Source organism: Pseudomonas cremoricolorata (assembly GCF_000759535.1).
GTDB lineage: Bacteria > Pseudomonadota > Gammaproteobacteria > Pseudomonadales > Pseudomonadaceae > Aquipseudomonas > Aquipseudomonas cremoricolorata_A.
Genome location: NZ_CP009455.1, coordinates 2318236 through 2329416, shown reverse-complemented (window position 1 = coordinate 2329416; position 11181 = coordinate 2318236). Strand labels below are relative to the sequence as shown.

Below are 11181 nucleotides of genomic sequence, written 5' to 3'. Positions count from 1 at the left end.
TGTCACTTGGCCGCTTGCAGCCGCGCAGCTCGGGGTTGTCAGCATGGCGGCCACAGGCTCAAACTGGCAGCTTTTCCACTGGACCGCGACACGCGGCCAGGCTTGCACGGCACCGCGCCGATCGCACGATCTACTGGGGAGCGAACTATGGAACTGGTTGTAAAGAGCCTCAACGCTGCATCCGTGAAAACTGCAACGCTGGTGCTCGCCGTGGGCGAAGGCCGGATCCTCGGCGATACCGCCCAGGCCATCGATCTGGCCAGCAGCGGCGCCATCAGCGCCGTGCTCAAGCGTGGCGACCTCAGCGGCAAGCCAGGCCAGACCCTGCTGCTGCACAGTCTGCCGGGGCTCAAGGCCGAACGCGTCCTGCTGGTCGGTACCGGTAATGGCGAAGCGCTCAACGACCGCACCTGGCGCAAGGTCATCAACAGCGTGGCCGCAGTACTCAAGACCCTAGGAGGCGGTGACGCCCTGCTGGCACTGGACGAAGTTATCGTGCAAGGCCGTGACGGCCATTACGGCAAGTACCGCCTGCTCGCCGAAACCCTGCTCGCCGGCGCCTACGTGTTCGACCGTTTCAAGAGCCAGAAGGCCGATCCTCGGGCCCTGAAGAAAATCACCCTGATCACCAGCAAGGCCGCCCAGGCCGAAGTCGAGCGCGGGGTAAAACACGCCAGCGCCATCAGCGCCGGTATGGCGCTGACGCGTGACCTTGGCAACCTGCCGCCCAACCTCTGCCACCCAAGCTTCCTGGCCGAACAGGCCAAGGACATGGGCAAGGCGCACAAGAACCTCAAGGTCGAGGTGCTGGACGAGAAAAAGATCAAAGACCTGGGCATGGGCGCGTTCTATGCCGTCGGCCAGGGCAGCGACCAGCCACCACGCCTGATCGTGCTCAACTACCAGGGCGCGAAGAAGAGCGAGCAGCCGTACGTGCTGGTCGGCAAAGGCATCACCTTCGACACCGGTGGCATCAGCCTCAAGCCGGGCGCCGGCATGGATGAAATGAAGTACGACATGTGCGGCGCTGCCAGTGTGTTCGGTACGCTGCACGCGGTCCTGACCCTGCAACTGCCGATCAACCTGGTGTGCCTGCTGGCCTGCGCCGAGAACATGCCGAGCGGCGGCGCGACCCGTCCTGGCGATATCGTCACTACCATGAGCGGGCAGACTGTGGAAATCCTCAACACCGACGCCGAAGGCCGTCTGGTGCTGTGCGACACCCTCACCTACGCCGAGCGCTTCAAGCCCCGTGCGGTGATCGACATCGCCACCCTCACCGGCGCCTGCATCGTCGCCCTGGGCAGCCACACCACAGGCCTGATGGGCAACAACGACGAACTGGTCGAGCAACTGCTCGACGCCGGCAAGCGCGCCGATGACCGCGCCTGGCCGCTGCCGCTGTTCGAGGAGTACCAGGAGCAACTGGACAGCCCCTTCGCCGACATCGCCAACATCGGCGGGCCAAAGGCCGGCACCATCACCGCAGGCTGCTTCCTGTCACGCTTCGCCCGTCAGTACAGCTGGGCGCACATGGACATCGCCGGCACTGCCTGGATCAGCGGTGGCAAGGAAAAAGGCGCCACCGGACGCCCGGTACCGCTGCTGACCCAATACTTGCTCGACCGTATCGATGCCTGAGCCCGCAAGGACGATGAGGGGCATTGGTCACCGACTGGCTGATCAGCCATGAGCCAGGTCGACTTCTACATCCTGCCGAGCGACTCCCTGGCCGCGCGCCTGGAGTTCGCCTGCAAGCTGTGTGAAAAAGCCTGGCGCCTTGGCCACGGCGTCTACGTGCACTGCCAGGATCAGGCCCAGCGTGATGAGCTGGACGCACTGCTATGGCGTTTCAAGGGCGAAGCATTCGTACCCCATGACCCCGCCGAGCGAGCCGATGCCGGTCGGGTGGTTCTGGGCCTGAGTGCCGAGGCAGGCGAGCATAAAGACTTGTTGATCAATCTCGGTGGCGAGGTGCCCGGCTTTGTCGGGCAGTTCGCGCGGGTGGCCGAGATCGTGGTGGAAGCGCCTGATATCCGCCAGGCCGCGCGCGAGCGGTTCCGTTTCTACAGGGAACGGGGCTATGCTCTACACGATCACCGCTTACAGCGACTTTGATGACCATGGACAAGCCACACAACCCCCTCAACCACTCGACTCACCTGCTGGACGATCTGGAGTCGATTCGCGAACTGCTCGGCGATTCCGACCTGCAACCGCCACTGCTCACCGAAACCGTGGAGCAGTCGGTGCCGACGCTGGATGAGCGTGTCGACCATGCGCAACACGGTACCTCGCCCCGGCAGGACGACGCCCAGACGCGTCGCCAGGACATGTTGCTGCATCTGGACAGCGAACTGCGGGCCGCGGCCCAGTCGATCATGCAGGAGGTGATCAATGACTTCACCCCGCACATCGAGACTGAAATCAAACGTCGCCTGGCGGCGCGCATGGAACGGTTGCTGAACAGCCAGGACTGAGTGTCTGCGCGCACCGTTGCGGTGCGCCTGGTTATCGCGTCAGCCAATCGTGTACCGCCTGCTCCTGCAGCCATTCAGCCGAATGGACGCAACCCCTGACGCATCCCGAACAGGAACAACAGCAGATCATGGTCAGGCTTTGCCTGCGCCTGGGTTTCCGGCTTGCCGCGCGGCAAGGCACATTGACCTGCCAGATCGGCCTTGCTGAACACGACCATGCGCGGTTGTTCCCAGGCTGCCGCCGCAGCGGTAGTCACGGCAAGCGCAGCGATGAAGAATAAAGCTCGAGCTATTTCTAGTTTCATTACCCTAACCCTTTGACTGCGCTGCCAAACGCTGTTTGGTAAAAGTAGAGCAATGTCTGGAAATGCGCCTGGCTGATTGACGAATGGCGCTGCAATTGGCGCAAGTCGTTGTACGCCGCCCGTTGGCAACGGATACGGCGCCGGCATTTTTCCAGATCCAGCAGCGCTACCTCTACACGAGCGGCGTCATCATGCCCGCTGACTTTGACAAATACGTGTTTGCCATACAGGCAACCGTGCTGCCAGTGGCCCAGGTGCATGCGTGCCAGGTTTTCGGCCAGGTCCTTGAGCATCAGTTGGTGCACTGGCTCCGGGTAGCGCTGCAGGGCGCCTTCGGCATACCAGGTTTCTAGATCGACGAAGCCTTCGAGCGCTTCGCTCACCAGCAGCGCCCGCCACTGATGGTCGGCATCGCGCTCGGCACCGGCGAAGACGATGCGTGGCACTCGCACACCCAGTTGCTCGAAGCTGTGCAAGGCATCCAGCTCACGCAGGACCGTCGGACGACCGAACGGGTGAAGGAAGCTGCGGTAAATATGGCCGACCTGGCGTTTGGCGTAGAGCAAATGGCCATTGCCGTCATCGAGCCGTTGCACGCCGCTTTCACCGCCACGCCGTTGATTGGGGGCCTCGACCCACTCCCCCTGCTGCTGCCAGTAGAAGTCGAACTGCGCAGCTTGCTCCTGGGCGGTTGCCATTGATTGCTCTCTCTCAGGTGATGCTTGGAATCGCCACATGGCACGAAACGGCAGCACTGCCGCGTGTCGCTGGACTCAGAAGCCAGATGCAACGAAATGTTCCCAGATGGGGTCGTCGGTAACATGAAACCGTCACCGTTCCTTCAGCCGCGCGCGACGGACATTCCCAACCCCGTCGCGGTCGACACTTGAGTACCGCCTTCTGCCCGACCGCAAGCCCGAACCCCGCAGCGTCTAGCAGGCTGATCGGCACGATCACGTCCAACCAGCGGTGCACTCTCCACGGCCAGAAAACGTCCGATCGAACAAGGCGGGCCGTCCGCTCTTTTCGACCCGGGCGAAAACCCAGTGCAAGGGCCGTACCGACATCGCCTTTTCAGGCCGATAGGGTGATTATCCGTTCGGCTGATCGTCGCTCGACGAAGCGCTTTGGCTCGACGCGGGGATTGGCGCCACGGCGCCTCGCGCCTGAAGGCTCAGGTCGACCTGGAAGCGACATCCGTGTGGCGAGGTCGCGCTCAATCTGACCCGCCAGCCCTGGTCATCGCAGATACGCTGCACCAGCGACAGGCCCAGGCCCAGGCCCTCACCGCGACGTTCGTCACCGCGCACGAACGGTTTGAACATCGCCTCCCGCTGTTCTTCGGGGATGCCCACGCCGCTGTCCTCGACGCTGAAGCCATCGGCCTCCAGGCTCAGACGGATGTAGCCTGAATCGGTGTAATGGGCTGCGTTGCGCAGCAAATTGCCCATCACCGACTGCAGGAAAGTGGCGTTGTACTGCTGCGGACCGGCACTGACCCGACCGTCGTAATACAGGGTCAGGCCCTTCTGTTCGATCGTATCGCGCCATACACCGATCAGATCGTCCGCCACCTCGCGCAAGGTTGCCTTGGACGCGATGGCGCCTTCGTCACGCTGGGCGCGGGCGAGCATCAGGAAGGTCTTGACCAGCTCGCGCATCTCTTCGGTGGCGCGAGCGATGCGCTCGACCTGGCTGCGCGAACGGCTGTCGAGATTGGGATTGACCATCAACAACTCGCACGAGGTGGCCAGCACCATCAGCGGCGTGCGTAGTTCATGGCTGACATCGCTGGTGAACAGTCGCTCGCGGGTCAGCGCATCGCGCAGCCGGCCCAAGGTGTCGTCGAACGCTACGGCGAGCTGGCCGACTTCGTCGGCGGCATAGTCCGGCGCCAGTGGCGGCGCCAGGCCGAGCAACTGATCGCGATGCCTGACCTGCCGCGCCAGACGAATCACCGGCGCCATCACCCGCCGCGCCAGCAGCCAACCCAGCACCCCCGCAAGCGCCAGACTCAGCACGAAACCGACCATGACCACGAAGAACAGCACGCGCTCGCGCTCTTCGAAATCACTCTGGTCCTGCAGCAACACATAGTGACGGCCGTCTACCACCTCGACCATGGCGTGATAAGACAGCTGGTCGCGGAACACCTCGTGGAAACCGGGTTCCAGGTGGTACAGGTCCTTGGGCAGCTCGAAGTCGTCGCGACCGTCGCTGAAATAGAACAGTTGGTCGGGCCGCGGTCGATGGCTCCAGTCGCTGACGCTGTCCATGCGCAACAGGCGCTGCAGATCGCCCCCCAGCACCGAAGAAATCAGACGTTCCTCGACTAGATGCACGGTGGACACGATACCGACGGCGAACGCCCCCGCGACCAATGCGCTCATCAACGCGAAGGCGATGATGATGCGCTGGGCGAGGCTCTGTTTAAACTCCATCACGGCCCTCGGCGAGGCGATAGCCGACGCCATGGACGGTATGCAGCAGCGGTTTGTCGAAAGGCTTGTCGATCACCTGGCGCAACTGATGCACATGGCTGCGCAGGCTGTCGCTGTCCGGGCAGTCATCGCCCCACAGCGCCTCTTCCAGCACCTCGCGGCGCAGCACGTGGGGACTCTTCTGCATCAGTACGGCAAGCAGTTTCAGGCCCACCGGGTTGAGTTTGAGCGCCCGTCCCTGGCGACTGACTTCAAGGGTATCGAGATCGTAGCTCAGGTCGGCCACTTGCAGGGCCCGGCGTCCGCCGCCCTGGGCACGGCGCAGCACGGCCTCGATGCGTGCGGCCAGCTCCGATAACGCGAACGGCTTGAGCAGGTAGTCATCGGCCCCCGAGCGGAAACCTTGCAGGCGGTCGTCCAATTGATCGCGCGCGGTGAGCATGATCACCGGGGTATCGCGGCGGGCGTCTTCACGCAGGCGTTTGCACAGCGTGTAGCCGTCGATACCGGGCAGCATGATGTCGAGCACGATCAGGTCGTAATGTTCGGTCGCGGCCAGGTGCAGGCCCGACAGGCCATCCTGCGCGCAATCGACGGTATAGCCTTTCATGCCCAGGTAATCGGCCAGGTTGGCGAGGATGTCGCGGTTGTCTTCCACCAAAAGAATGCGCATCGAGGTCTCCTGTGCAGTGCTTGGGCGTGCGCAGCTTAAGGCCATCGGCCATGATGACGCCAGCATTGCAGAACAGTTAACGGCGGGCGGGCAGGCGGTCACCACTGCCCAGATACGGAAAAGCCCCGCACGGGGCGGGGCTTTTCAGGTGCTGCGGGGGTGAGGCCGGCTTACATCATGCCGCCCATGCCACCCATGCCGCCCATGTCTGGCATGCCGCCAGCTGGTTTTTCTTCCGGCAGGTCGGCAACCATGGCTTCGGTGGTGATCATCAGACCACCGATCGAAGCGGCAGCTTGCAGTGCCGAGCGGGTGACTTTGGCTGGGTCGAGAATACCCATCTCGATCATGTCGCCGTACTCGCCGGTAGCGGCGTTGTAGCCGTAGTTGCCCGAACCTTGCTTGACCTTGTCAGCGACAACGCTTGGCTCGTCGCCGGCGTTGGCGGTGATCTGACGCAGCGGCGCTTCGACAGCACGGCGCAGCAGAGCGATACCGACGTTCTGGTCTTCGTTGTCGCCTTTGAGGTCAATGATGGCAGACAGGGCACGTACCAGAGCAACACCACCGCCAGGCACCACGCCTTCTTCGACGGCTGCACGGGTGGCGTGCAGGGCGTCTTCGACGCGGGCTTTCTTCTCTTTCATTTCGACTTCGGTACCAGCACCAACTTTGATCAGGGCAACGCCGCCGGCCAGCTTGGCCAGACGCTCTTGCAGCTTCTCACGGTCGTAGTCGGAAGAGGTTTCGGCGATTTGTGCACGGATCTGGGTGACACGGCCTTGAATTTCGCCTTCAACGCCAGCACCGTCGATGATGGTGGTGTTTTCCTTGGACAGAACGACGCGCTTGGCGTTGCCCAGGTGCTCCAGGGTAGTGGTTTCCAGGGACAGGCCGATCTCTTCGGAGATCACGGTACCGCCGGTCAGGACGGCGATGTCCTGCAGCATGGCCTTGCGACGATCACCGAAGCCTGGCGCCTTGACCGCAGCGACCTTGACGATGCCGCGCATGTTGTTGACCACCAGGGTAGCCAGCGCTTCGCCTTCGACGTCTTCGGCAACGATCAGCAGCGGACGGCCAGCCTTGGCAACGGCTTCCAGAACCGGCAGCAGTTCGCGGATGTTGGAGATTTTCTTGTCGACCAGCAGCAGCATCGGGCTTTCCAGCTCGGCGACCATGGTGTCTGGCTTGTTGACGAAGTACGGGGACAGATAGCCGCGGTCGAACTGCATGCCTTCGACGACGGACAGTTCGTTGTCCAGGCCCGAACCTTCTTCAACGGTGATCACGCCTTCTTTACCGACTTTTTCCATGGCTTCGGCAATGATCTTGCCGATGGACTCGTCGGAGTTGGCGGAGATGGTGCCGACCTGGGCGATGTTGCGCGAGTCGGCGCACGGCTTGGACAGGTTCTTCAGCTCGGCGACGACAGCGGCAGTGGCCTTGTCGATACCGCGCTTGAGGTCCATCGGGTTCATGCCGGCAGCGACGGCTTTGAGGCCTTCGTTGACGATGGCCTGAGCCAGGACGGTCGCGGTGGTGGTGCCGTCACCGGCAGCATCGTTGGCCTTGGAAGCAACTTCCTTAACCAGTTGCGCACCCATGTTCTCGAACGCGTCTTTGAGCTCGATCTCTTTGGCTACGGAAACGCCGTCCTTGGTAATGGTCGGAGCGCCGAAGCTCTTGGCCAGGACCACATTACGGCCTTTCGGGCCAAGGGTCGCTTTTACTGCGTCAGCCAGAACGTTGACACCAACGAGCATTTTCTTACGGGCGGAGTCGCCGAATTTTACGTCTTTAGCAGCCATGATCGTTTAATCCTTGAATTCTCTGGAGTAACGGAAATCGGGGGGAAATCAGCCTTCGACGACAGCGAGGATTTCGTTCTCGCTCATCACCAGCAGGTCTTCGCCATCGACTTTCACAGTGTTGCTGCCCGAGTAAGGGCCGAAGACCACTTTGTCACCCACTTTGACGGCCAGTGCGCGCACTTCGCCGTTGTCCAGAACGCGACCGGTGCCGACGGCAACAACTTCACCGCGGTTGGGCTTTTCAGCAGCCGAACCCGGCAGGACGATACCGCCAGCGGTTTTCGATTCTTCTTCGCTGCGACGGATGACTACGCGGTCATGCAGAGGACGAAGCTTCATTGTCGATCTCTCCCAAATTGTGGTTTTCATCGGCCGGTGTCGACACCGGCGGGTTGAGGCATTCCGGCCTGGCCGGAGATGGCACGCCTGGGCAGGCCATCAGTGTCGTGTCTGGCGAAACGCGCCAGGAACCTTGCGGTGTCTCATAGATGAGGCCGGGCAAAACAATTACAAGGCTGTAGCAAAATATTTTTTCATTTACCGGGAACGGAAACGCCAACGGCCCCATCAGGGGCCGTTGGCAGGGGTGCATGGGCAATTACTGATCGCGGCGCTCGTACTCGCCTTCGATCACATTGGGACGCTGCAACCCCTCGCGGGGCTGAGCCGCAGCCGGGTCGTCGCGGAAAGCACGCTGGCGGGCCGCCTGGGCCTCGGCCCGTGCCCGCAGCTCGCGCGCCGCGAAATGGCGGCTGAACGGCAGCAGGCAGACCAGTCCGACGATGTCACTGAGAAAGCCTGGAATCAGCAGCAGACCACCGCCGATGGCCAGCATCATGCCCTGGAACATCTCCTCGGCAGGCAGCTCGCCGCGCTGGAGGCTTTCACGCGCGCGCAGCGCTGTCGCCAGACCGGCCACACGCATGACCAGCAGCCCCAGCGCCGAACCGGCAATGATCAGCAGCAGCGCCGGGAAGAAGCCGATCGCACCCGCCACCTTGACGAACACGAACAGCTCGAGCACCGGAAAAACAAGCAGAAGCAACAAAAAAACTCGCATCTAGAAATCCTCGCGCAAGACGACCTTGCTATAGGACTGCTAGATGGGCGCAACGATTCCCGATTTCAACCCGCCACCTGTTCAACTGCCGGCCACTGATCGGCCCGGGCCAGTAAAACCAAGGCTTCACGCACTTGTGTCGGCGTATTGCAGACGCTGGGAAACGGCAACCAGTGAATACTCTGGCCCTGACGCAGGTGCATGCCCTCGCTGTCGAGGCCGACCAGTTGCGCAGGCACGGTCGCGGGCAGGTCGTTCAGGTCCAGGTAGTGGCTGATGGCAGCCCCATGGTCGCTGTTCATGTGCTCGATCATGCGGGCCTCGGTGCTGCCATCGAACGGGTTGGCCAAGGTCACCTGGTCGAGCCAGTGAATGGCACCAAAACCGCCGATGTAGCGGTGCCGCACCGGCTCCAGGACCCAGAAATCGAAATCGTGGGCCTGGTGGTAGCCGGCAGCTTCAGGGAAATAACGGTAATAGCGCTCGGCGGCTGCCGCGATCTCGGTCGGCTCGCTCAGTGGCCGGGCCTGGGCCAGCACGGTCAGGCGCCCCACGGCCTGCACGTCCTCGGCATCGCGCTCACCCACCAGCAGCGAGCACTTGTTGTCCTGACGCAGGTTATGGGTGTGCTGGGCGATGCGGCTGATGAGGATCAGCGGCTGCCCGTGGACATCGAGGCAATACGGCACGACCGAGCCGAATGGATAGCCAGGCATGGACTTGGACAGCGTGGAGAGCACGCCCCGGTACTCCTTGAGCAGCAGCTCGCGGGCGGGGCGAAGGGCTTTGGTACTCACGTCGAAGGCTCCTGACGGACAAGTAATTGGCGCACACCATAGTCACTTATCCGCGCGGGAGCCAACCGGGCCGCCACACGGCCCATGACGCTTACCAGCTGACGCCGAAACCTGCGGTGTAGCGGGTCTTGTCGAGGTCGCTGTCCTGGGTGCCACTGATGACGTTCTTCTCGGCCTTGACGTTCAGCGAGGCCCAGTCGGTCAGCTTGTAGCGCAGGCCCAGTTCGGCATCGAGCGAGTAGTCGGCCACCGAGCCCAGTGGCTTGCCCAGCTCGCCGTTGGTGAAGAATTCGAAGCGCTTGCCGATCAGGTAGCGGTTGTAGTCCCACTTCAGGGCCACGGAGTAGAAATCATCCTTGCCGCCGTCGCGGTACTGATAGTCGGTGCGGTTGAGCAGGCTGCCGAGCGAGAACGCGCCGAGCTCGTCATCCCAGAACTGGTAGCCCGGGCCGGTACCCACGGTACGCTGGCGTTGCAGGTCTTCGACGTGATCGCGTTTGTAGTCGAAACGGCCCTGCCAGAACCACTTGTCGGTAATGAAGCGGTCGAGGGCATACTCGGCGCTCCAGTTGTCGTTGGTGGTGACGTCGTTCTGGGTATCGCGGTTGTATTCGCCCTCGGCGGTGTGCCGCCAGCGGCCATGGCGCGCGGTGGTCTTGAAGCCGATGTCGTAATTGTCGGTGTCTTTCTCGGCGCGCTTGTAATCGAGCGCTGCATCGATGCGACCCTTCCACACCAGGTCCTCGACCACCGGCTTGGGCTTGAGGATCTGCTCGATGCTGGCCAGCTCGACGGTCTTGGGCGCCTCGCCGTTGGCCAGCGTCACCTTGCCCTCCTCGGCCGGTTGCAGCGACTTGGCATGCTCGCCGGTGTAGGCATCCTGCTTGACCAGCAGCTGCTGGTCGCTTTCCAGGGTCTTGACCTGCTTCCAGTCCAGGGCGATCGAGCCGCCGTACTTGGTCTCGAGCAGCAGCTTGCCGCCATCGAAGACCTTGATGGTGCCAGTCAGGCGATCACCGTTCTTCATCCAGACAGTATCGGCCAGCGCAGGGGCAGACAGTGAGGCGACCACGAGAGACAACAAGGCTCTTGAATACATAAGCGGACTACTGGGCTCGGAAGGTGAAAACGTCGGTATTATCCGGATACCCACGAGCAGAGCAAGAACAGCTCGGGAAACGAGTCGTCGATTTGCATTCTCATTCAGTCATGCCTTTGGCATTAATCCCGCGTTAGCCCCGGAAAGCCTTGATGCTCAGTGATTCGCTCCCAGCGCCAGACAGCGCCGAAGCCCGACGAACGGCATTGTACTCTGTGCTCGGCAGCGTGCCGCCGGGCCAAGTGGTCAGTTATGGGCAGTTGGCCCAACTGGCCGGCCTTGGCCGCGCAGCGCGCTGGGTGGGCCGCACGCTGGGCCAGTTACCCAACGACACCCGCCTGCCCTGGCACCGGGTGCTCGGCGCCAATGGTCGCCTGAGCCTGCCTGTGGGTACGCCGGGCGGTGAAGAACAACGCGCGCGGCTGCGCGCCGAAGGAGTGAACATTACCCATGATCGTGTGGATATGGCACTGCATGGCTGGCGCCCCATGGAGCACACCAGTTAGAGTGCG

13 protein-coding genes are annotated in these 11181 nt (G+C 62.5%); 4 read left to right on the top strand and 9 right to left on the bottom strand.

What is annotated here, in order from left to right:
- Window positions 1–147 precede the first annotated feature (147 nt).
- The 3 genes from LK03_RS10150 to LK03_RS10140 are packed head-to-tail and all read left to right on the top strand — an operon-like array spanning window position 148 to window position 2480.
- Entirely contained in the window at window positions 148–1641 is a 1494-nt protein-coding gene (locus LK03_RS10150; protein WP_038412219.1) for a leucyl aminopeptidase, read from the top strand.
- A 48-nt stretch (window positions 1642–1689) separates the two neighbouring features.
- Window positions 1690–2118: a DNA polymerase III subunit chi gene (locus tag LK03_RS10145; protein WP_038412218.1), complete on the top strand. Its 429-nt coding sequence runs from the start codon at window positions 1690–1692 to the stop codon at window positions 2116–2118.
- 5 nt (window positions 2119–2123) lie between these two features.
- Window positions 2124–2480 carry a hypothetical protein gene (locus LK03_RS10140; protein WP_038414673.1) on the top strand — a complete coding sequence of 119 codons (357 nt, stop codon included), beginning with the start codon at window positions 2124–2126 and terminating at the stop codon, window positions 2478–2480.
- Between the two features lie 74 nt (window positions 2481–2554).
- On the opposite strand, the gene LK03_RS10135 is transcribed toward LK03_RS10140, so the two are convergent.
- From LK03_RS10135 to LK03_RS10095, 9 genes are all read right to left on the bottom strand, one after another.
- Window positions 2555–2785, bottom strand: a complete 231-nt coding sequence (locus LK03_RS10135; protein ID WP_038412217.1) for a hypothetical protein — start codon at window positions 2783–2785, stop codon at window positions 2555–2557.
- Window positions 2785–3483 (bottom strand): lipopolysaccharide kinase InaA family protein, encoded by a 699-nt coding sequence (locus LK03_RS10130; protein WP_038412215.1) that lies wholly within the window; start codon window positions 3481–3483, stop codon window positions 2785–2787. The genes LK03_RS10135 and LK03_RS10130 overlap by 1 nt, the downstream gene beginning before the upstream one ends.
- A gap of 393 nt (window positions 3484–3876) precedes the next feature.
- Complete coding sequence (locus tag LK03_RS10125) at window positions 3877–5226, bottom strand: sensor histidine kinase (protein WP_049870461.1); 1350 nt, start codon at window positions 5224–5226, stop codon at window positions 3877–3879.
- Window positions 5216–5899, bottom strand: coding sequence for a two-component system response regulator ColR (gene colR, locus LK03_RS10120; protein WP_028696644.1), 684 nt, complete (start codon window positions 5897–5899; stop codon window positions 5216–5218). The genes LK03_RS10125 and colR overlap by 11 nt, the downstream gene beginning before the upstream one ends.
- Before the next feature lie 170 nt (window positions 5900–6069).
- Entirely contained in the window at window positions 6070–7710 is a 1641-nt protein-coding gene (groL, locus tag LK03_RS10115; protein ID WP_038412214.1) for a chaperonin GroEL, read from the bottom strand.
- Window positions 7711–7758: 48 nt separating this feature from the next.
- Window positions 7759–8052 (bottom strand): co-chaperone GroES, encoded by a 294-nt coding sequence (locus LK03_RS10110; RefSeq protein ID WP_038412213.1) that lies wholly within the window; start codon window positions 8050–8052, stop codon window positions 7759–7761.
- A gap of 259 nt (window positions 8053–8311) precedes the next feature.
- Window positions 8312–8773, bottom strand: coding sequence for an FxsA family protein (locus tag LK03_RS10105; protein WP_038412212.1), 462 nt, complete (start codon window positions 8771–8773; stop codon window positions 8312–8314).
- A 65-nt stretch (window positions 8774–8838) separates the two neighbouring features.
- Window positions 8839–9570: a HugZ family protein gene (locus LK03_RS10100; protein WP_038412211.1), complete on the bottom strand. Its 732-nt coding sequence runs from the start codon at window positions 9568–9570 to the stop codon at window positions 8839–8841.
- A gap of 91 nt (window positions 9571–9661) precedes the next feature.
- Complete coding sequence (locus LK03_RS10095; protein ID WP_038412210.1) at window positions 9662–10669, bottom strand: DUF481 domain-containing protein; 1008 nt, start codon at window positions 10667–10669, stop codon at window positions 9662–9664.
- 152 nt (window positions 10670–10821) lie between these two features.
- Between LK03_RS10095 and LK03_RS10090 the strand changes: the two genes are divergently transcribed.
- Window positions 10822–11175 (top strand): MGMT family protein, encoded by a 354-nt coding sequence (locus tag LK03_RS10090; protein ID WP_038412209.1) that lies wholly within the window; start codon window positions 10822–10824, stop codon window positions 11173–11175.
- Window positions 11176–11181 lie beyond the last annotated feature (6 nt).

Excerpts from the sequence above, each read along its gene's own strand:
- LK03_RS10125 (WP_049870461.1), bottom strand. The coding sequence starts at position 5,226 with ATGGAGTTTAAACAGAGCCTCGCCCAGCGCATCATCATCGCCTTCGCG.
- colR (WP_028696644.1), bottom strand. The coding sequence starts at position 5,899 with ATGCGCATTCTTTTGGTGGAAGACAACCGCGACATCCTCGCCAACCTG.
- LK03_RS10150 (WP_038412219.1), top strand. The coding sequence starts at position 148 with ATGGAACTGGTTGTAAAGAGCCTCAACGCTGCATCCGTGAAAACTGCA.
- LK03_RS10145 (WP_038412218.1), top strand. The coding sequence starts at position 1,690 with ATGAGCCAGGTCGACTTCTACATCCTGCCGAGCGACTCCCTGGCCGCG.
- LK03_RS10135 (WP_038412217.1), bottom strand. The coding sequence starts at position 2,785 with ATGAAACTAGAAATAGCTCGAGCTTTATTCTTCATCGCTGCGCTTGCC.
- LK03_RS10105 (WP_038412212.1), bottom strand. The coding sequence starts at position 8,773 with ATGCGAGTTTTTTTGTTGCTTCTGCTTGTTTTTCCGGTGCTCGAGCTG.
- groL (WP_038412214.1), bottom strand. The coding sequence starts at position 7,710 with ATGGCTGCTAAAGACGTAAAATTCGGCGACTCCGCCCGTAAGAAAATG.
- LK03_RS10140 (WP_038414673.1), top strand. The coding sequence starts at position 2,124 with ATGGACAAGCCACACAACCCCCTCAACCACTCGACTCACCTGCTGGAC.
- LK03_RS10095 (WP_038412210.1), bottom strand. The coding sequence starts at position 10,669 with ATGTATTCAAGAGCCTTGTTGTCTCTCGTGGTCGCCTCACTGTCTGCC.
- LK03_RS10130 (WP_038412215.1), bottom strand. The coding sequence starts at position 3,483 with ATGGCAACCGCCCAGGAGCAAGCTGCGCAGTTCGACTTCTACTGGCAG.
- LK03_RS10110 (WP_038412213.1), bottom strand. The coding sequence starts at position 8,052 with ATGAAGCTTCGTCCTCTGCATGACCGCGTAGTCATCCGTCGCAGCGAA.
- LK03_RS10090 (WP_038412209.1), top strand. The coding sequence starts at position 10,822 with ATGCTCAGTGATTCGCTCCCAGCGCCAGACAGCGCCGAAGCCCGACGA.